Genomic DNA, 18,086 nt, shown 5'->3' on the forward strand with positions numbered 1-18,086 from the left:
CGATCCTTGCGCATCCTGCGCGCCGGCTTGATCGCGCTGGCGCTGGTGCTGCTGCTGGTCGCGGGCTTCATCGCCTGGCTGCTGCAGCGCCCTTCCGGTGGTGCCTGGCTGCTGGCCCATCTGCCCGGTGTGCAGATCGAGGCCCCCGAGGGCTCCCTGATGGGCGAGTTCAGCGCGCGCCGCCTCATCCTCACCTGGGCCGGTGGCTCGGCCGAATTGCGCGGACTGCGCTGGAAGGGCCTGGGCGTCAGCCCCAGCGCCGGCCTGCTGCTGGCGCGCGAGCTGGCCGTGGACGAGGTCGTCATCCGCAGCCAGGCCAGCGACAAGCCCATCGTCCTTCCGCCGGACCTCACACTGCCACTGGGCGTGCAGATCGCCAGTCTGCGCATCGCCAAGCTGAGCTGGGCGCCCGATCAGGCACCGTTGCTCGGCCTGGACGCCCAGCTGGACCTGCCCCGCCGCGGCACCCATCGCATCGAGCTCAAGGCTGCTCGCTGGCAACACCTGACGCTGGCCGGCAAGGCCCGCATCGAGAGTGCCGCGCCGCTGCAGACCGACGCGACGCTGCGCGTGCAGCAGGCCGAAGCGACCGACCTGCCGTGGTCAGCCGTCGCTGCAGTCACCGGCCCATTGGCCAGGCTCAAGGCCAAAGCCGAACTGGAAGCCGCCCACCAGACGCTGAAGGCCGACGGCGAGGTCCAGCCCTTTGCGCCCTGGCCCGTCAACGCGCTGCAACTGAAGGCCGACAAGCTCGACCTGGCGGCCCTCATGCCTGGCCTGCCACGCACGGCGCTGAGCGGCGACGCCCAGCTGAAGGCGCCCGTCCGCGACGCCGAAGCCACGCTGCAGGCCGACCTGCACAACGCCGCTGCCGGCCGATGGGACCAGGGCGCCCTGCCCGTCAACCGCCTGGTCATCGCGCTCGCCGGTCGGCCTGACCAGCCCACCAGCCTGCGCCTGACCGCGCTGGACGCCGAACTGCCCGGCGGTGGTCGAGTGCAAGGCAAGGGAGCGCGTGAGGCCGATGGCCGATGGCAGCTCGACGCCCGCGTGCAGGGCCTGCGCCCCGAAGCGCTGGACGCGCGAGCCACGCCGGCGCGCCTGGATGGGCCGCTCACGCTCGCGGGCGGCAAGGCCGGCCCCTTGAGCGCCAGGCTTGACCTCGCCGGCACGGTGCAGAACCGCCCGCTGCGCGTGAAGGCCAAAGCCCGGGGCGAGGGCACGAAGTGGCAGATCGAGGACGCCCAACTGGCCAGCGGCGACGCCACGCTGCAGGCCAGCGGTCGCGTCGACACCGCCGGTGCCGCGCAACTCAAGGTTCAGCTACGCCAGTTCGACCCGCATCTGCTGTGGCGCGGCGCACCCGGTTCGGCCTGGGCTCGCCTGCCCGGCCCGACACGACTCAGTGCCGAGGCCGATGTGGACGTGCGCGGCAAGACCCTCGCCACGCTCAGTGGCAACGTCTACGCCCGCTTGCTGCCCAGCCAGTTCGCCGGCCTGCCCCTCGAAGGCCGGATCAAGCTGCAGCGCGAACGCGCCGCCGACCCGGCGGCCTTCGACATCGATGGGCGCCTGGGCAACAACCGCGTGCAGACCAGCGGCCAGGCTCGGGCCGAAGCCATCACCGGCACTGCCGCACTGAAGGCCGGCGCGCTGGCCGAGCTGAACCCGCTGCTGGCGCTGTTTGACCAGCAGCCGATCGCCGGCCAGGGCGAGGGTGATGGCAGCTTCCAACTGGTGCGCGGCATCAAAGGCTGGCAGGTCGGCGGCAGCGGCAAGCTGTCGCTGGCCTCCGCCAAGGCATTGGGCACCAGCATCGCCGCCCTGAAGGCGCGCTGGGAATTGCCCCTGCCCGGCACCGATGGCGATGGCCCGGTCGCGCTGAACCTGGACATCAGCCAGCTGCGCGACCCGCTCGCCCAGCTCACCAGCGCCAAGCTCGACTTGCAAGGCCGGCGCAGCGCCCACGATGTGAAGGCCGAGGTCAGCGGCAAGATCATTCGAGATGCATCGGCGCGCGACTCGCAAGACCTGACGCTGAACGCCCAGCTCCAGGCCCGTGGCCGCTGGGATGGGCAGGCCTGGAGCGGCCGCGTTGCGCGCATAGCCATCGGCCCGCTGCGCCCCAACACGCCGCCACTGCTGGCGGCCAAGGACATCGGCCTGCGCTGGGCCAGCGACGGCCCACGCCTGCAGGCCGAGCCCGGCCGCGCCGAGGTGGGCGGCGCCTTCGTGCGCTGGCAGGCCCTGAGCTGGACCGGCGGCGAACGCCCCGAGGCCCGCGCCGAACTGCAGCTCGAGGACGTGGCCGCCGCGCCATTGATGGCGCGCTGGCAACCCGACTTCGGCTGGGGCGGCGACCTGCGCGTGACGGGCCATGCCTCGCTGCTGCTGAATGATCGGCTCACCGCCGAACTGCTCATCGAACGCCAGAGCGGCGACCTGCGCGTGACCGACGAGTTTGGCCAGCGTGCGCTGGGACTGACCGACCTGCGCCTGGCGGTGAATGTGCGCGACGGCCTGTGGCAGTTCGCGCAGGGTGTGGCCGGCAGCGAACTTGGCAGCCTGGGCGGCGCGGTGACGCTGCGTCCGGCCAAGCTGTGGCCTGACGCGCAGACGCCCGTGCAAGGCGTGCTGCAGGCCAATATCGCCAACCTCGCCACCTGGGGCAGCTGGGTGCCGGCCGGCTGGCGCCTGGGCGGCCGCGCGGCGGCCACCGTGCAGCTTTCCGGCCGTCTGGGCGCCCCCGACCTCAATGGCCGCGCCGAAGGCGAGAACCTGGCGCTGCGCCATCTGCTGTTCGGCGTGGATGTGACCGAGGGCCGCTTCACGCTCGACTTGAAGGGCCAGCATGCCGAGCTCTCCAAGCTCGAAGCGCGCGGCGGCGATGGCTGGCTGCGCGCCAGCGGCACGGCCGAGTTGGGCGCCCAGCCCAAGGCCCACATCGAGATGACGGCCGACAAGCTGCGCGTGCTGTCGCGCGTGGACCGCCGCCTCGTCGCCAGCGGCCAGGCGACGCTGGACCTCGACGCCAAGGGGCTCAAGCTGGAAGGCAAGCTGCGCGCCGACGAAGGCCTGTTCGACTTCAGCCGCGGCGACGCGCCCGCGCTGGCCGACGATGTGACCGTGCTGCGCGGCCCGCGCGACGCAGCACCCACCGCGCCGCCCGCACCCAAGGCCGCGCGCAACAGCGTCGTCAACGTCGCACTGGACTTCGGCCGCGACTTCAAGGTACGCGGCCGGGGCCTGGCGACGACGTTGCGCGGCCAGTTGCAGGTCAGCCAGAACAACGGCCCGCTGCGAGTGACGGGCAAGCTCGACGCCGACGGCGGCCAGTACGCCGCCTATGGCCAGAAGCTGGACATCGAGCGCGGCGACATCAGCTTCACCGGCGCCTACGACAACCCGTCGCTGGACCTGCTGGCCGTGCGGCCCAACCTCGATGTGCGCGTCGGCGTTTACGTGGGCGGCACGGCGCTGGCGCCGCGCGTGAGCCTGTACTCCTCGCCCGAGATGAGCGACACGGACAAGCTCTCCTGGCTGCTGCTGGGCCGCGGCCCCGATGGCCTGGGCCGCACCGACACGGCCCTGCTGCAGCGCGCCGCCCTGGCCCTGCTCAGCGGCGAAGGCGAAGGCCCGACAGGCAAGGTGCTGCGCAACCTGGGCCTGGATGAGCTCTCGCTGTCGCAGAGCGACGATGACACCAAGGCCACCATCGTGCGCCTGGGCAAGCAGATCTCGCGGCGCTGGTATGTCGGCTATGAGCGCGGCCTGAACGCAACGACAGGGTCCTGGCAGCTCATCTATCGCATCGCCCAGCGCTTCACGCTGCGGGCCCAGGGCGGGGACGACAACGCGCTCGATCTCATCTGGCAGTGGAAATGGGATTGATTTGGAGCCCCTCGTCCAGTCTTGCCGCTGAACGCGTGCAAGCCTGACCGGTCCCCCTAGGGGACGGCGATGCTTGCGGCATTGAGCCGCAAGCACATCGCCCGCGGGCCGGCTTGGGAGCGGCCCGGCGCTCGGCCCGCAGCCCATGCGCCACGAGCTCCAGCCTGTCAGACAAAGCCGCATCCGGGCCGGCTTTGTATCTGCTGAGAGCCAGCGGCCTCCTACAAGGCGACGCGATGGCGCACCCCTACGCCATCCCGGCCTGCCTACACATCTGAAACCCCGTTGAGACCAAAGTTGTTTCATCAACCCCTGTTGATTCCGATGGAGGTTCACCATGACCCAGGTTCAGCTCACCACGCCAACAGCACCCGCTTCGCTGCCGCTTCCTCAGTCCGCGCACAAGGCGACCATCGCCGAAACCCTGCGGGCTGAGCCAGAGCTCACCCATCTGCTGCACTTCGAGCCGCTGACCTACCAGGGCGCCGGCCTGGACATCCCCTGCGACCGCCAGGGCCGCGTCGGCCTTGATGCCCTCGGCGACAAGCTGCGCAACGACTACTTCTTTGCGCGGGCACTGATCGGCCGCCTGTTCGACAAACCGACCGTCAAGCAGGCCCTGCCGGTGATGCATTCCTGAGCAATCAGGCGCCGTCCTACAGCCCCACCCTGGTCTGCCCGACAGCGGGCGCCAAGACCCTCCGCGAGGATTCAGGCCATGTTCACAGACTCACTCTCTGCGCAGACCGTGCCCCATCTGCCGGTCGCCGCCGATCTTGTCGATGCCGATCTCGACGTCTCCCTCAGTACCCCGTCCACGCTGGTCGTTCACGCCAGCCTGGAACTGCAAGGCAGCGAGGCCATGGACCTCGCCCTGGTCATTCCCCGCTCGCGTTGCAATGGCGAGCGCCCGCTTCTCACCGCCCTGCTGGACGCCGTCCAGGCCGCCGTGGCCCGCGCGACGCGTGGCGGCACCCTGCACCAGCCCCGCCGCGTGCTGACACGGGTGGCCGGCCAGCCCCATCTGGTCGCGCAGTTCTAAAGGCCTATTTCGAGCGCCCGTCAAACTCCGTGACGGGCACGGCCTTCAGGTCGATGTCCTCCAGGCAGCGGATGTTGATGGCTGCCATCGCCGAGCCGTCCGGCCCCTTGCCTTCGCCATAGGGATGCATGCCACAGGTCGGGCAGAAGCGATGCTGGATGACATGCTTGTTGAAGGTGTAGCTGCTGGCGTTCTGCTCCGGCGTCAGCAGTTTCAATGCGCTGCGCGGCACGAACCACAGCAGCGATCCCTTGCGCTGGCAGATCGAACAGTTGCAGGACAAGGCGGAGCCGATCTCGCCCTCGACCTCGAACTTGATGTGGCCGCAGTGGCAACTTCCTTGGTGCGTCATGTCGCGTGTCTCCTTGAGTAGGCGGATGCTGCCAGAAAGCCCGCGAGACCCCATGCGAGAATGCGCGCCGCCTGCCCGGCGTCCTCACGGCGCCAACGGTGCTCTCCGTAGTTCAATGGATAGAACGGCCGCCTCCTAAGCGGCAGATACAGGTTCGATTCCTGTCGGAGGGACCACGAAGGCTCGACCTGGCAATGCGACCTCACAAAACGCCAGGCAGCGGGCCAAAGCGCTCTGAGCGGCCCTGTTCCAGGCGTCGCAGCCGTCTTTCCAGATCGGCGAGATCCCGGGCTTCGCTAAGAAAGCGCTCGTCGTCATCCCGTGTGAACGCGTCCCTCAGGTTCAGCAGCCATGCGCCCAAGCGCGACGTCGAGCCGGTGACGACAGATTTTGAAAACAAGGTGGCGGTACGTTGCATGGGTGCTCCTTCGTGAGGCTCGAATGCGATGAATCACGATAGGTACCGCCCACGCTGTTGCAAAGGCACAGAAGGGGCGTGAGTTCACTCGGCTGTATCAACGCAGCTGCAGACACAGCTGGCTGCCCGGGCCGCCGGGCATCGATGACAGGCGGCTCAATGCGAAATCCGCCGCTTGATGGGTGGGCAACTGATCCTCGTCAACGTGGGTGTTGAGATCGTCCGGCATTCTTGAGGTCCAGGCGCTCGATCAGAGCTGCCGCCAGTGCGCAAGAATCGCGTCTCGCCTTCTACGAGGAACCGCAATGCCTAAACCCGTCATCCGTGCACTGAGTGCTGCCCTGCTGCTGGGCGCAGCCACCAGCTGGGCAGCCGACGAAGTCACCCTGCCCCTGAAGGAAGCGTGGTTCGAGGGCGAGATCGTGCATTACGTCAGCACGGACATCTCCGACCCGGGCATCGCCAAGAAGCAGGGCATCAACTACGTGCCCGCCCTGGCCCAGACGCTCAAGCCCGGCATGCCCGTCGAGAAGGCCTACAAGTTCCCGGGCGACGAGCAGGCCACCGTGCTGCCCTCCATCCCGAGGCCCGTGGGCGGCGCCAATGCCGACGCGACCTACAGCCCGCTGTGGGTGCTGGTCATGGTGCGCTGGAAGCCCGGCGTCACACCGCACACACTCAAATCCGAGGAGGCCGTGCTGGCGGCCGAGGAAAAGGGCGAGGTCCAGCTGACTCCCACCAAGATCGTCGCGAACTGGCCCGTCGTGCGGGCACGTGGCGCCGCGCTACAAGGCGTGCGCTGAGCCAGCAAGGCATCATCCCTTCGGCCGGTCGCCCCCGCCACTGAGAGTGCCGCGCAGTTGGGAGGGCGCCAGCCCGGTCATGCGGCGGATGGCACGGCTCATGTGCGCCTGGTCGGCGAAGCGGCACTGGGCGGCCACGGCGGCCAGGCCGGCGTCGCCCCGGGCGATGTGGCCGAGCGCGCGATGGGTGCGCTGGAACAGGCGGTAAGCTGCCGGCGTCACACCGAAGACCTGGCGGAAGCCGCGCGCAAGGCTGCCCGGGTGCAGGCCGAGTTCGCGCGCCCACGAAGCCACCGGTGCATCAGGATCCTGGCGCAGCCGTGCCGCCAGCAGGTCGGGCCAGTCCGGAGCGGGAATCGGCAACTCCGTCAGGCTGGCGGTCAGCAGGTCCAGCGCCGCATCCAGGTCCCGTTCCGCCAGCCGGACCACCGCGTCCGGGTCGCTGGCGGCGGCATGGGTGGCACCTTGCCAGGCGGTGGGCAAAGGCAGGATCAGCACCTGGGCGCCACTGCCGGCCACTTCGTCCAGGTGGTACTCCCAGCGGCAGTGGGCGAGTACATCCCCCGCCCGCAGGTGGTGCCGCCCCGTGTCGCCCGCCTCGACATAGCCGCCGGCGAGCACCAGCGCGACGAAGGCTTCGTCATGCCGGTGCCGGCCCAGCCGCTCGCGCGGCGGATGGCGCATCGGCCCGGCGGTCAGCGGGCGGCAGGCGCCGGGTGCGCCGGGTGCGCCTTTTGGCAGGTGAATTCGGTTCAAGACAGGCTGTGCAATCGGCCACAAACTGGCCTCATTCTGAGGGATGCCTGCATGACCATGTTTTCGAGTTTGCGCGCCTGGTGGACAGCCGCCGCCCTGCTGGCCCTGCCATGCGTGTCGGCTGCAGCCACCGCACAGCACGTGCTGGCCGCGCACCGGGCGGCGACAGGTGAACCCGCCAAGGCAGGCAGCCTGGCATTGCGCTACGCCTATTCGGGCCAGGGGCTGGTTGGCACCGTCGTCACGCGGTTCGACACCGCCAGCGGCGCCTTCGTCACGGACAGTGAACTCGGCCCGATCACGGTGGCGAACGGCTTTGACGGCCGCCTGCCGTGGATGCGCGACATCTCGGGCGCCTGCACGCCCCAGCAGGGCGGTGACCGGGTGCGCCTGGCGATCAACGAAGCCTACCGGCTGGCCAACCTGTGGTGGCGCCGGGATCGCGGCGGCGCCCGCATCGAGGCACTGGGCCGCGAGACGCTGGACGGCCGCGCCCTGGAGCATCTCGCCGTGACGCCTCGCGGCGGCTCGCGTTTTGACGCCTGGTTCGACGCCGGCAGCGGGCTGCTCGCCCGCATCGCCGAGCGCCAGATGTTCTTCGACACCCGCACGACCTACGAGGACTACGTCCGCCAGGGCGGCGCGCAGTTGGCTGGCCGCGTCATCGTCGACGGCGGCACCGGCGAGTCCGGCCTGGCGACGATGCGGCTGCTCGACGTCAGCTCGCCACCGCGGCGGCCCCGCACCGCCTACGCCATGCCGGCCGATCCGCCACAGGGGGTCACCCTGGCCGACGGCGCCCGCCGGGCCAGCATCCCGTTCCGGCTGCTGAACAACCACATCTACGTCGAGGCGCACGTCAACGGCCACGGCCCCTACACCTTCATCGTCGACACGGGCGGCCACACCATCCTTTCGTCCCGCGTGGTGGCCGAGGCGGGCCTTGACGCCCAGGGCGCCTCACCGTCGGCGGGCGCCGGCGAGAAGACGACGACCAGCGGCTATGCGAAGGTGCGCGAGATCGCGCTCGGCCCGGTCCGCATGCAAGACCAGACGGCGATCACCATGGACATCTACGACCCGGCTGTCGAAGGCATCCGGGTCGACGGCATGGTCGGCTTCGAGCTGCTGCGCCGCCTGGCGCTGCGCATCGACTACCAGCACAGCACGTTGACGTTCAGCCGCTTTGACGCCTTCGATGCCGGCGACGCGGGCACGGCCATCCCCTTCAAGTTCTACGACCACCTGCCGCAGGTCGAAGGCCGCGTGGGCGACATCCCGGCGCTGTTCGACATCGACACCGGCTCGCGCAGCGAGGTAGACCTCACGAGCCCCTTCGTCGCCGCTCGCCGCCTGCGCGAACGCTTCCCCGGCGCCGTCACCGCCATGACCGGCTGGGGCGTCGGCGGCCCCTCGATGTCGGAGGTCGTGCGGCTGCCGTCGCTGTCGATCGGGCCGGTCTCCATCACCGCACCGGTGGCGGCGCTGTCGGGCGCCAGGGCCGGCTCCTTCAGCGATGCCAACTTCGACGGCAACATCGGCAGCGGGCTGCTCAAGCGCTTCGTGACCAGCTTCGACTACTCGCGCCAGCGCATGTACCTCAAGCCCATCGTCCCGCCGCCTGTCGACGCGGGCCGCTTCGATCGCTCGGGCATGTGGCTCAACGCGGCCGACGAGGGCTTCGTCGTGGCCCACGTCTCTCCCGGCGGCCCGGCGGAGGCAGCAGGGGTTGCCGTCGGTGACCGGCTCCTCACCCTCGATGGCCGGGCGGCGCGGGCCGATGAGCTGTCCGCGACACGGGCGCTGCTGCGCACCCGGGCGGATGGCGATCGCATCACGCTGGGCATGCGGCGCGGCACCGAGCCATGCAGCGTCGTGCTGGTGCTGCGGGAGCGGCTGTGAGCAGCCACGACGAACGCCGGCGAACACGCGCCGTCCTGCTGCTGCTGTCGCTGGCCATGTTCATCGTCTCGCTCGACCAGTACATCGTGGTGGTTGCGCTGCCGGACATCGGCCGGGACCTGGGCTACTCGTCCCAGACACTGCAATCGGTCATCAGTGCCTACGCGATTGCGTCGAGCGGTTTCCTGCTGCTCGGCGGCCGCGCGTCGGACCTGCTGGGCCGGCGCAGGGTTCTGGCCGTGGGCCTGTTGCTGTACTGCCTGGCGTCCCTGGCCGGAGGCCTGGCGACCGGCACGGCGCAACAACTGGTGGCCCGTGCCTTCCAGGGCCTCGGCGGCGCCCTCGTGTTCCCCAGTACCCTGGCGCTGATCAACGTGCTGTTCAAACAAGGCCCGGCCCGCAACCAGGCACTCGGCTTCTGGGCCGGCGCGGGCGCGGCTGGGCTGGTGGTCGGCGTGCTGGCGGGCGGGGCGCTGACCAGCGGCTTCGGGTGGCGGGCCGTCTTCCTCGTCAACGTGCCCCTCGCCGGCGCGGCGCTGGCGGCCACCTTCGCGCTGATCGCGCACGACGGGCCGCTCGACCTGTCGCGGCCGTTCGACCTTCCCGGCGCAATCAGCGCCACGGCCTGCGTCACGCTCATCGTCCTGGCCCTGGTCCAGGGGCCCGAGCTGGGCTGGACATCGCCATGGATCCTCGCAGCCCTGCTCGCCGGGCTCGCGCTGGCCGGGGCCTTCGTCGCCGTCGAGCGGCGCAGCGCCGACCCGATCCTGCCGCTGGCCCTGTTGCGAAACGGCTGGCTTGCACTCGCCGCGGTCGTCGCCGCACTGTTCATGGCCACCTTCGGCACGCTGCTCTACTTCCTGTCCCTCTTCTTTCAGGATGTGCTCGGCTACGACGCCCTGCACGCCGGCCTGGCCTTCCTGGTGCCCACGGCCGTCGTGACCGGGGCGTCGGCGGCAGCCGGCCGGCTGGCCACCCGCTTCGGCCTGCGCCGCACGATGGCAGGCGCGCTGCTCGTGGGCGCCGCCGGCGCGCTCATGATCGGCCTGGCCGCCCGGCCCGACGCCGGCTACCTGGACCTGCTGCCTGGCATGGTGGTCGTCAGCCTCGGCGATGGCGCCATGTTCACGGCCATGTTCATCGCGGCTGCCCAGGGTGTCCCAGACGACCGGCAAGGCGTGGCCGCGGGCATCGTCTCCACCGCCTCGGGCATCGGTGCGGCCGTCGGCCTCGCGGTGCTGGTGTTGATTGCCAACCACGCCAGCGGCGGGGTGGCCGCGCAGGCGCTGCGCGCGGCGCGTGCCCAGGGGATCGCCCATGCCGCCTGCACGATTGCGGCAGGCATTGCGTTCACCCTGCTCATCGTGCTCGCCTGGCGGCAGGCGCCGGACGACGGCCATGGCTGAAGCACCGGTGATCGCTTTTCGCGACGCCGCCGAATTCGAGGCCTGGCTGGAGGCGCATGTCGATCTCCAGGGTGGCGTCTGGCTCAAGATTGCCAGGAAGGGGTCGGGCCTGCCCTCGCTGACGAGCGACGAGGCGGTCGACGTGGGCCTTTGCTTCGGCTGGATCTCCGGCCAACGCAGGGCGCTGGACGAGCGCCACTACCTGCAGAAGTACGTGCCTCGCCGCCCAGGCAGCCGCTGGTCGCAGATCAATGTGGACAAGGTGGCGGTGCTGGCTGCCGCGGGCCGCATGCGGGCCACGGGCCAGGCCGAGATCGATGCAGCCCGGGCCGACGGCCGCTGGGCCGCCGCCTATGCGCCGCAGCGCACCGCCGGCATTCCGCACGACCTGGCCGTCGCGCTGGCGAGCCACCCGCTCGCCAGCGCGGCGTTCGAGTCGCTCGGCCGCACGCGCCAGTACGCATGGATCCTGAAGCTGCTGACGGCGCGCGATGAACGGGCCAGACAGGTGCAGCTCGCGAAGCTGATCGACACCCTCGAGGGGGCTTGCGCGCCTGTTGAACGCGGCGGCGGCTAGGCCCGCGGTGCTGTGGCGCAACCGTCGTGCACGGGCCGCCAGCCAAACACGCGCCAACGCTCTGCGAATAAGCATCCCCGCTTTCCTTCGTTCCGCGAGGAAGGCGGTTTCCCTATCGTGCAAGGCATCAACCGACACCGGCCGCCATGCACGTCACCAGCCTCTCAGCCAGCCCCAGCGAACGCTCGCGCTCCGCCTGGCTCACGCAGTTCGCGCTGACGCGCCTGGAAGGCCGCGCCACGCATCACGACGACATCCTCGTGCGCGAGCTGCCCGCCGCAGCGCTGCTGACGGCGGACGTGCAGGACCGGGCGATAGCCGCCGCCGTGCAGGCCGTCGAGCAGGCCGACCTGGTCGTCGTCGGCACACCCATCTACAAGGCGGCCTACAGCGGCCTGCTCAAGGTCTTCCTCGATCTGCTCCCGCCCGATGCGCTGCGAGGCAAGGTCGTGCTGCCGCTGGCCACGGGGGGCAGCGCGGCTCATTTCCTGGCACTGGACTATGCCCTCAAGCCCGTGCTGTCGGCCCTGGGCGCCCGCCATGTGCTCGACGGCGTATTCGCCACTGACGCTCAATTGCGCCGTCATGAGGCCGGCGGCTTCGTGCCGGAGCCCGATCTGATTGCACGGCTGGACCGTGCCCTCGCTCCGCTGACGCCACGAATGCGGAACTCGTCAGAACCCACTCAGCTGTCGACGCCGCAAGGCCAGCTTCACCACCGCTTGTCTCCTCGCCTCCCGCACGGGACCGGCGACTTCATCCCGGCGCTCGGGCGCTGATCGGGTGCGCCCGAGCGCCGGGATCTTTTTGCACAGGACGCTCTTCATGCTTTTCCGCTCTCTTCGACATGTCTTCCGCTGGACCGCGCCGCTGCTGATCGCGGCCACCAGCCTGCACGCTTCTGCCCAGACAACGCTGCGCATCGGCTTCCAGAAATCCGCCAGCCTGTTGACGCTGCAGAAGTCCTCGGGCTCGCTCGAGAAGAAGCTCAGCTCCCTCGGCGTCGCCGTGAAGTGGGTGGAGTTCCCGGCCGGCCCGCAGCTGCTCGAGGGCCTGAACGTCGGTGCCGTCGACGTGGGCTTTGTCGGCGAGGCGCCGCCCATCTTTGCGCAGGCGGCTGGCGCGCGCTTCGTCTACATCGGCTTCGACCCGGCAGCGCCCGAGGCCGAAGCCATCGTCGTGCCCAAGGATTCCGCCATCAAGACGCTGGCCGACCTGAAGGGCAAGAAGATCGCGCTGAACAAGGGCAGCAACGTGCACTACCTGCTCGTGAAGGCGCTGGAGAAGCAGGGCCTGAAGTACAGCGACGTGCAGCCCGTCTACCTGCCGCCGGCCGATGCACGCGCCGCCTTCGAGCGCGGCGCGGTGGATGCCTGGGTGATCTGGGACCCCTTCCTCGCCGCCGTCGAGAAGCAGAGCGGTGCGCGCCTGCTGCAGGACGGCCGCGGCCTGGTCAACAACTACGCCTACTACCTGGCCGAGCGTGGCTTCGCGCAGCAGCACCCGCAGGTCATCCAGGCGCTGTTTGACGACAACCAGGCCCAGGCCGCCCATGTGAAGGCCAACGTCAAGGCCGCGGCGGCCGTCATCGCGCCGCTGCAGGGGCTGGAGCCCGAGGTCGTCGAGAAGAGCCTGACGCGCTACCAGTTCGGCGTGAAGCCGCTGACAGCGGCCGTCGCCGCCGAGCAGCAGAAGATCGCCGACGCCTTCCACGCCCTCGGCCTGATTCCCAAGCCCATCCGCGTCGCCGATGCGCTGCCCGCCACCACCGTTGCGGAGGCCGCGCGATGAGCGCCAACGCCACGCGCCGTGCGGCCATCGCCATCCTGGCCACGACGGCCGCGGTCTGGACGCGCGCCAAGGCCGATGCACCCACGCAACTTCGGATTGGCTTCCAGAAGGGCTCGCTCAACCTCGCCCTGCTGAAGAGCTACGGCCTGCTGGAGCAGCGCTTGCCTGGCACCCGCATCCAGTGGACCGAGTTCCCCGCCGGCCCGCAGTTGCTGGAGGCCCTGGCACTGGGCAGCGTCGACCTCGGCGCCACCGGCGACGCGCCACCGGTGTTCGCGCAGGCCGCGGGCAAAGACGTTGTCTACGTGGGCGCCGAGCCGCCCAAGCCGGACAGCTCGGCCGTGCTCGTCAAGCCCGATTCCCCGCTGAAGACGCTGGCCGACCTGAAGGGCCGACGCGTGGCGCTGCAGAAGGGCAGCAGCGCACACTTCCTGACCGTGCAGGCTGTGAAGAAGGCGGGCCTGGCCTGGGCCGACATCCAGCCTGTCTACCTGCCACCCGCCGACGCCCGCGCCGCCTTCGAGCGCGGCTCGGTCGACGCCTGGGCCGTGTGGGACCCCTACTACGCCGCCGCCGAGATCAGCGGCGAGCTGCGCGCGCTGGCCACCAGCCGCGGCCTGACGAGCAACAACACCTTCTATCTGGCGTCGCGCGCGCTGAGCCAGCAGCCGGCCCTGGTGAAGACACTGTTCCAGGCCCTGACCGACACCGACACGCGCGTGCGCACCGATCGCAAGGACGCGGTGCAGCGCTATGCCGAATTCGCCGGCCTGCCCGCGGCGATCGTGCAACGCATGGTCGAGCGCCGCGGTGCCGCGCCCGTCGGACCGCTGACGCCCGACCTGGTCCGCGAGCAGCAGCAGGTGGCCGACGCCTTCGCCGAGCTCGCGCTGATCCCCCGCCCCATCCGCGTTGCCGATGCCATTGCACAGGTGAAAGCATGAAGATCTTCTGGTTCATCCCCACCCACGGCGACAGCCGCTATCTCGGCAGCTCGCGCGGCGCCCGCGTGGCCGACCATGCCTACTTCAAGCAGATCGCCATTGCCGCCGACAGCCTCGGCTACGAGGGTGTGCTGCTGCCCACCGGCCGCAGCTGCGAAGACTCGTGGATCGTCGCGGCCAGCCTCATCGACGCCACCAAGAACCTGAAGTTCCTTGTCGCGCTGCGGCCCGGCCTCGTCGCGCCGTCGCAGAGCGCCCGCATGGCCGCCACGCTGGACCGCCTCTCGGGCGGCCGCCTGCTCGTCAACCTCGTCACCGGCGGCGACCCCGACGAGCTGGCCGGCGACGGGCAGTTCCTCGATCACGCGGCGCGCTACGAGCAGAGCGCCGAGTTCATCCGCATCTGGCGCGAACTGCTGGCCCGCTCGCACACCGGCGAGCCGCTGGACCTGGATGGTGAGCATCTCAGCGTCAAGGGCGGCAAGGTGCTCTACCCGCCCATCAACAAGCCCTACCCGCCGGTGTTCTTCGGCGGCTCCTCAGGCCCGGCGCACGACCTGGCTGCGGAGCAGGTCGACACGTACCTGACCTGGGGCGAACCGCCGGCCGAGGTCGAGAAAAAACTCGCCGATGTGCGCGAACGCGCCGCGGCACGAGGCCGCCGCCTGCACTACGGCATCCGCCTGCATGTCATCGTGCGCGAGACCGAAGATGAAGCCTGGCGCGCCGCCGGCGAGCTGCTGTCCGAGCTAGACGAAGCCACCGTGGCCGCGGCCCAGGCGCGCTTCAAGAGCATGGACTCGGTCGGCCAGCGCCGCATGGCCGAACTGCACGGCGGCCAGTTCAACAAGGCCGATGTGCGCCAGGGGCTGGAGATCGCGCCGAATCTGTGGGCCGGCGTGGGCCTGGTGCGCGGTGGCGCGGGCACGGCCCTGGTGGGCAGCCCGCAGCAGGTGGCGGACCGCATCAAGGAATACTCGGACATCGGTCTGGAGTACTTCATCCTCAGCGGCTATCCGCATCTGGACGAGGCCCACCGCTTTGCGGAACTGGTGTTCCCGCTGCTGCCGCTGGGCGTGCGCGAGAAGCTCACCGCGCCCGTGCTGACCGGCCCGTTCGGCGAAGTCGTGGCCAACAGCTACGTGCCCAAGGCCGTTTCCGCGAGCTGAACCGATGTTGCGCCGCCTCATCCCCTGGCTGCTGCCCGCAGCTCTCCTCGTCGCCTGGGAGATCGCCTCGCGCAGCGGGGTGCTGTCTGCGCGCATCCTGCCCGAGCCCGCCGCGGTGCTGGCCGCCTTCTGGCAGCTGCTGCGCTCGGGCGAATTGGCGCATCACGTCGCCGTCAGCGCGGCGCGGGCCTTCTCGGCGCTGGCCATCGGCGGCGGCCTCGGCCTGTTGCTGGGCCTGCTGACCGGCACCTGGCGCGCGGCCGAGACGCTGCTGGACACGACGCTGCAGATGGTGCGCAATATCCCCGCGCTGGCGCTGATCCCGCTGGTCATCCTGTGGTTCGGCATCGACGAGGCCGCCAAGCTGGTGCTGGTCGCCGTGGGTGTGTTCTTCCCGGTCTACCTCAACACCTTCCACGGCATCCGCAACGTCGACCGCGACCTCATCGAGATGGCGCGCAGCTACGGCCTGTCGGGCTTCCAGCTGTACCGGCAGGTCATCCTGCCCGGCGCCTTGCCGTCCATCCTCGTCGGCCTGCGCTTCTCGCTCGGGCTGATGTGGGTGCTGCTGATCGTCGCCGAGACGCTGTCGGCCCAGGCCGGCATCGGCTACCTGACGATGAATGCGCGCGAATTCCTGCAGACCGACATCGTGCTGGTCGGCATCCTGCTCTACGCCGTGCTCGGCAAGCTGGCCGACGTCGTCGCGCGCGGGCTGGAGAAGGCCTGGCTGCCCTGGCACCGCGGCTATGCCGCCGAGGGGAACTGACCATGTGGCTCACTGAATTCGACACGCCCGTGCTGCCGCGTGAGCCCGTGGTTGCCGATACGCCGGCGCGCAGCACCTCGCAGGGCCTGGCGCTGCAACTGCGCGGCGTTGCCAAATCCTTCGGCACACGCCATGTGCTGCAGGACCTGGACCTGACCGTCGCGCCGGGCGAGTTCGTCGCGCTGGTGGGCCGCAGCGGCTGCGGCAAGAGCACGCTGCTGCGGCTCATCGCCGGGCTGGACTCGCCGAGCGCCGGCCTTGTCGAAGCGGGGACGGCGGGCGAGCGCCGGCTGATGTTCCAGGACGCCCGCCTGCTGCCCTGGAAGCGCGTTGTCGACAACGTCGCGCTCGGCCTCGCCGGCCCCGATGCCAGGGACCGCGCGATGGAGGCACTGTCCCAGGTTGGCCTCGCCGGCCGCGGCAGCGACTGGCCGGCGACGCTGTCAGGCGGCCAGCGCCAGCGCGTGGCACTCGCCCGCGCTCTCGTGCACCGCCCTCGCCTGCTGCTGCTCGACGAGCCGTTGGGCGCGCTGGATGCGCTGACCCGGCTGGAGATGCACCGCCTCATCGAGCAGCTCTGGCGCCATCACGGCTTCACGGCCCTGCTCGTCACCCATGACGTCGCCGAGGCCGTTGCCCTGGCCGACCGCGTGCTGCTGATCGACCGCGGCGGCATCGCGCTGGATGCGACGGTCTCGCTGCCTCGCCCACGCTCGCGCACGGCGGCGGGGTTTGCGGAGCTGGAGGAGCGAGTGCTGCGGCAGATCGTCGGCAACCCGGCTTTGGCTTAGCGCCGGAAATGGCCGGCGGCCGGCAGGAAGTCCGTGTCGGTTGACTTGCTAGCCCTCACTTGCCATGCCTCTGAGCACATTAACCAGCTCGGGCAGGCGTACCCAAACCTCACCAGAGAATACGTTTGTCTCCGTGACCTTCGCTGGAATTGTGGAGACGGCGCTTGGCAAAACAACATAGCGCGTGGGCACCGCGACGCCGTCCTTGTATTGGAAGTCAGCAACCCAATGAACTCTCAATGCACCGTTTCCGCTGTGCATCACGGTGTTCCTGCGAAGGCGGGAGGCACACCGCTTCTCGTGCTCGGCCTCAGCGTCGCGATGCATGGAATTGGCACTCATCACTGGCTCGTGCCTGCTCCCAGGCCCCACAAGGAACAGGACGTAGCGATTTCCAATTTCGTAGCCGTAGTAGTTCCCAAACTCAATAGTTGCCCCGGCTGAAGCGCCTTTGAATCCGTCGACTATCAAGGCCGAGTACTTGGCGCCGCAGGACTTCTCGCCCGTGCCAATCGTCTCACCAGACGTCACCTCCACCAAAGCGACGATGTCCGCATCTTGAAAGAGCTGAGAGACTTCAATCGGCGGCAGCGTCGTTCCCTGAACCATACAGTGGAGGCCGACTACGCAGACTAAGACCAATCGCTTCATGGTGATGGCCAGCGTGGGAGCTAAGCGGACAGCGAATCCGTCCGCTGCAGCGAATGATTAATTGAAGCTCTCATTGCATGTGGGGTGAATTGGTGACGGGAACAACGCCGACGATGAGCATAGCCGCTGCAAAGTAGAACTCGAAGAACCACCAGCCTGACAAAAGTAGTAGCCACGCCGCAGATGGCTCACGGGAAGGATTGCCGAGGGCAAACAACCCGGCGGCGAAGAGGCCGAAGAGCAAGAAGAGAGAAAGCCAGAAGCCGAGATAGGCACGGCGGGGGAGGTAAAGCCGAACGTGAGCGGGGCTGAGAAGACCAGGAACGGTCTTGTGTTCTGGAAGAAGTGCGTGCCGCGACGCTCCGGACGCAATTGCGGCGCCGACACTCAAGGCGACGAGTGTGAATGGCGCAAAAGGAACTGAGTTCTGGAAGAGCCAAACATACAGCAATAGTGCGGCTACGCTGAATGCAGCGAGGGCGTAGATTCGGCCTGCTGATATGGGCATAAGACGGCTAACGAATAGCGTTTATCCGCCGACCAGGCGAGGTTGGAAGAAGTGTCGGCATAGCGGCGGCGGATAAACCTGTTGGACTGAACCGCCCACCGTACGGCGGCGTCAGGCGGCGATATGGGGAATGTAAGTTTCAAATCCCCCGCCGGACCAGAGCGGATTCACCCGGGTGAACGAGCCGCCCCTGCTCGGCCCGCCGCATGGCTCGCACGAAGCGATGGCGGTTCGCTCGGCCCGCAGTGAGCAGGGCCGTCTTCGCCGCTGGGCGCGCTGGATGCGCTGACCCGGCTGGAGATGCACCGCCTCATCG

General features: G+C 69.4%; 19 protein-coding genes and 1 tRNA gene. 14 read left to right on the plus strand and 6 right to left on the minus strand.

The features are described 5' to 3' along the window. Positions 1–6: 6 nt before the first annotated feature. From ACXJKJ_RS19440 to ACXJKJ_RS19450, 3 genes are all read left to right on the plus strand, one after another. Positions 7–3,891: a translocation/assembly module TamB domain-containing protein gene (locus ACXJKJ_RS19440; RefSeq protein WP_457391730.1), complete on the plus strand. Its 3,885-nt coding sequence runs from the start codon at positions 7–9 to the stop codon at positions 3,889–3,891. Positions 3,892–4,228: 337 nt separating this feature from the next. Continuing rightward, on the plus strand, positions 4,229–4,531 hold the full coding sequence (locus ACXJKJ_RS19445) for a hypothetical protein (RefSeq protein ID WP_235532010.1): 303 nt from the start codon (positions 4,229–4,231) through the stop codon (positions 4,529–4,531). A gap of 78 nt (positions 4,532–4,609) precedes the next feature. Then, a complete protein-coding gene (locus ACXJKJ_RS19450; protein ID WP_056198872.1) occupies positions 4,610–4,933 on the plus strand; it encodes a hypothetical protein in 324 nt (107 codons plus the stop codon). Between the two features lie 4 nt (positions 4,934–4,937). On the opposite strand, the gene ACXJKJ_RS19455 is transcribed toward ACXJKJ_RS19450, so the two are convergent. Next, positions 4,938–5,285 carry a GFA family protein gene (locus ACXJKJ_RS19455; protein ID WP_056198875.1) on the minus strand — a complete coding sequence of 116 codons (348 nt, stop codon included), beginning with the start codon at positions 5,283–5,285 and terminating at the stop codon, positions 4,938–4,940. Positions 5,286–5,386: 101 nt separating this feature from the next. Between ACXJKJ_RS19455 and ACXJKJ_RS19460 the strand changes: the two genes are divergently transcribed. Next, positions 5,387–5,461, plus strand: a tRNA-Arg gene (locus tag ACXJKJ_RS19460). A gap of 26 nt (positions 5,462–5,487) precedes the next feature. On the opposite strand, the gene ACXJKJ_RS19465 is transcribed toward ACXJKJ_RS19460, so the two are convergent. Together ACXJKJ_RS19465 and ACXJKJ_RS19470 are read right to left on the minus strand one after the other, a co-directional pair. Beyond that, positions 5,488–5,703: a DUF3563 family protein gene (locus tag ACXJKJ_RS19465; RefSeq protein WP_457391731.1), complete on the minus strand. Its 216-nt coding sequence runs from the start codon at positions 5,701–5,703 to the stop codon at positions 5,488–5,490. Between the two features lie 97 nt (positions 5,704–5,800). After that, positions 5,801–5,932 carry a hypothetical protein gene (locus ACXJKJ_RS19470; RefSeq protein ID WP_255355184.1) on the minus strand — a complete coding sequence of 44 codons (132 nt, stop codon included), beginning with the start codon at positions 5,930–5,932 and terminating at the stop codon, positions 5,801–5,803. A gap of 76 nt (positions 5,933–6,008) precedes the next feature. Here ACXJKJ_RS19470 and ACXJKJ_RS19475 point away from each other — a divergent pair, with 76 nt between their 5' ends. Beyond that, positions 6,009–6,506, plus strand: a complete 498-nt coding sequence (locus ACXJKJ_RS19475) for a DUF7482 domain-containing protein (RefSeq protein WP_057295972.1) — start codon at positions 6,009–6,011, stop codon at positions 6,504–6,506. A 12-nt stretch (positions 6,507–6,518) separates the two neighbouring features. On the opposite strand, the gene ACXJKJ_RS19480 is transcribed toward ACXJKJ_RS19475, so the two are convergent. Then, entirely contained in the window at positions 6,519–7,262 is a 744-nt protein-coding gene (locus ACXJKJ_RS19480; RefSeq protein WP_457391733.1) for a helix-turn-helix domain-containing protein, read from the minus strand. 51 nt (positions 7,263–7,313) lie between these two features. Here ACXJKJ_RS19480 and ACXJKJ_RS19485 point away from each other — a divergent pair, with 51 nt between their 5' ends. The 9 genes from ACXJKJ_RS19485 (at position 7,314) to ACXJKJ_RS19525 (ending at position 16,611) form a co-directional block, all read left to right on the plus strand. Beyond that, the gene (locus tag ACXJKJ_RS19485) at positions 7,314–9,164 is read left to right on the plus strand and encodes an aspartyl protease family protein (protein WP_457391735.1); all 1,851 of its coding nucleotides are present in this window, start codon (positions 7,314–7,316) and stop codon (positions 9,162–9,164) included. A gap of 56 nt (positions 9,165–9,220) precedes the next feature. Beyond that, positions 9,221–10,570 carry an MFS transporter gene (locus ACXJKJ_RS19490; RefSeq protein ID WP_457391736.1) on the plus strand — a complete coding sequence of 450 codons (1,350 nt, stop codon included), beginning with the start codon at positions 9,221–9,223 and terminating at the stop codon, positions 10,568–10,570. Next, complete coding sequence (locus ACXJKJ_RS19495; RefSeq protein ID WP_056198890.1) at positions 10,563–11,147, plus strand: YdeI/OmpD-associated family protein; 585 nt, start codon at positions 10,563–10,565, stop codon at positions 11,145–11,147. Before ACXJKJ_RS19490 ends, ACXJKJ_RS19495 begins: the two co-directional genes overlap by 8 nt. Positions 11,148–11,293: 146 nt before the next feature. Then, positions 11,294–11,926: an NADPH-dependent FMN reductase gene (gene ssuE / locus ACXJKJ_RS19500; protein WP_457391738.1), complete on the plus strand. Its 633-nt coding sequence runs from the start codon at positions 11,294–11,296 to the stop codon at positions 11,924–11,926. 46 nt (positions 11,927–11,972) lie between these two features. Further along, a complete protein-coding gene (locus ACXJKJ_RS19505) occupies positions 11,973–12,938 on the plus strand; it encodes a sulfonate ABC transporter substrate-binding protein (protein WP_457391740.1) in 966 nt (321 codons plus the stop codon). Continuing rightward, positions 12,935–13,882 (plus strand): aliphatic sulfonate ABC transporter substrate-binding protein, encoded by a 948-nt coding sequence (locus ACXJKJ_RS19510; RefSeq protein WP_457391741.1) that lies wholly within the window; start codon positions 12,935–12,937, stop codon positions 13,880–13,882. The genes ACXJKJ_RS19505 and ACXJKJ_RS19510 overlap by 4 nt, the downstream gene beginning before the upstream one ends. Continuing rightward, positions 13,879–15,051, plus strand: a complete 1,173-nt coding sequence (ssuD, locus tag ACXJKJ_RS19515) for an FMNH2-dependent alkanesulfonate monooxygenase (RefSeq protein ID WP_457391743.1) — start codon at positions 13,879–13,881, stop codon at positions 15,049–15,051. Before ACXJKJ_RS19510 ends, ssuD begins: the two co-directional genes overlap by 4 nt. A gap of 4 nt (positions 15,052–15,055) precedes the next feature. Continuing rightward, positions 15,056–15,820, plus strand: a complete 765-nt coding sequence (ssuC, locus tag ACXJKJ_RS19520) for an aliphatic sulfonate ABC transporter permease SsuC (protein WP_457391744.1) — start codon at positions 15,056–15,058, stop codon at positions 15,818–15,820. Between the two features lie 2 nt (positions 15,821–15,822). Beyond that, the gene (locus ACXJKJ_RS19525; RefSeq protein WP_457391746.1) at positions 15,823–16,611 is read left to right on the plus strand and encodes an ATP-binding cassette domain-containing protein; all 789 of its coding nucleotides are present in this window, start codon (positions 15,823–15,825) and stop codon (positions 16,609–16,611) included. A 48-nt stretch (positions 16,612–16,659) separates the two neighbouring features. Here ACXJKJ_RS19525 and ACXJKJ_RS19530 read toward each other — a convergent pair whose 3' ends face one another. Both ACXJKJ_RS19530 and ACXJKJ_RS19535 read right to left on the minus strand, forming a co-directional pair. Then, a complete protein-coding gene (locus tag ACXJKJ_RS19530) occupies positions 16,660–17,262 on the minus strand; it encodes a hypothetical protein (RefSeq protein WP_457325670.1) in 603 nt (200 codons plus the stop codon). Positions 17,263–17,332: 70 nt separating this feature from the next. Further along, positions 17,333–17,653, minus strand: coding sequence for a hypothetical protein (locus tag ACXJKJ_RS19535; protein ID WP_457354539.1), 321 nt, complete (start codon positions 17,651–17,653; stop codon positions 17,333–17,335). Between the last annotated feature and the right edge of the window lie 433 nt (positions 17,654–18,086).

It is taken from the genome of Roseateles sp. P5_E1 (assembly GCF_054049335.1).

What these genes read in the sequence shown, in the direction of transcription:
- ACXJKJ_RS19445 (WP_235532010.1), top strand. Translation starts at nt 4,229, where the DNA reads ATGACCCAGGTTCAGCTCACCACGCCAACAGCACCCGCTTCGCTGCCG.
- ACXJKJ_RS19450 (WP_056198872.1), top strand. Translation starts at nt 4,610, where the DNA reads ATGTTCACAGACTCACTCTCTGCGCAGACCGTGCCCCATCTGCCGGTC.
- ACXJKJ_RS19455 (WP_056198875.1), bottom strand. Translation starts at nt 5,285, where the DNA reads ATGACGCACCAAGGAAGTTGCCACTGCGGCCACATCAAGTTCGAGGTC.
- ACXJKJ_RS19465 (WP_457391731.1), bottom strand. Translation starts at nt 5,703, where the DNA reads ATGCAACGTACCGCCACCTTGTTTTCAAAATCTGTCGTCACCGGCTCG.
- ACXJKJ_RS19470 (WP_255355184.1), bottom strand. Translation starts at nt 5,932, where the DNA reads ATGCCGGACGATCTCAACACCCACGTTGACGAGGATCAGTTGCCCACC.
- ACXJKJ_RS19475 (WP_057295972.1), top strand. Translation starts at nt 6,009, where the DNA reads ATGCCTAAACCCGTCATCCGTGCACTGAGTGCTGCCCTGCTGCTGGGC.
- ACXJKJ_RS19485 (WP_457391735.1), top strand. Translation starts at nt 7,314, where the DNA reads ATGACCATGTTTTCGAGTTTGCGCGCCTGGTGGACAGCCGCCGCCCTG.
- ACXJKJ_RS19490 (WP_457391736.1), top strand. Translation starts at nt 9,221, where the DNA reads ATGTTCATCGTCTCGCTCGACCAGTACATCGTGGTGGTTGCGCTGCCG.
- ACXJKJ_RS19495 (WP_056198890.1), top strand. Translation starts at nt 10,563, where the DNA reads ATGGCTGAAGCACCGGTGATCGCTTTTCGCGACGCCGCCGAATTCGAG.
- ssuE (WP_457391738.1), top strand. Translation starts at nt 11,294, where the DNA reads ATGCACGTCACCAGCCTCTCAGCCAGCCCCAGCGAACGCTCGCGCTCC.
- ACXJKJ_RS19505 (WP_457391740.1), top strand. Translation starts at nt 11,973, where the DNA reads ATGCTTTTCCGCTCTCTTCGACATGTCTTCCGCTGGACCGCGCCGCTG.
- ACXJKJ_RS19510 (WP_457391741.1), top strand. Translation starts at nt 12,935, where the DNA reads ATGAGCGCCAACGCCACGCGCCGTGCGGCCATCGCCATCCTGGCCACG.
- ssuD (WP_457391743.1), top strand. Translation starts at nt 13,879, where the DNA reads ATGAAGATCTTCTGGTTCATCCCCACCCACGGCGACAGCCGCTATCTC.
- ssuC (WP_457391744.1), top strand. Translation starts at nt 15,056, where the DNA reads ATGTTGCGCCGCCTCATCCCCTGGCTGCTGCCCGCAGCTCTCCTCGTC.
- ACXJKJ_RS19525 (WP_457391746.1), top strand. Translation starts at nt 15,823, where the DNA reads ATGTGGCTCACTGAATTCGACACGCCCGTGCTGCCGCGTGAGCCCGTG.
- ACXJKJ_RS19530 (WP_457325670.1), bottom strand. Translation starts at nt 17,262, where the DNA reads ATGAAGCGATTGGTCTTAGTCTGCGTAGTCGGCCTCCACTGTATGGTT.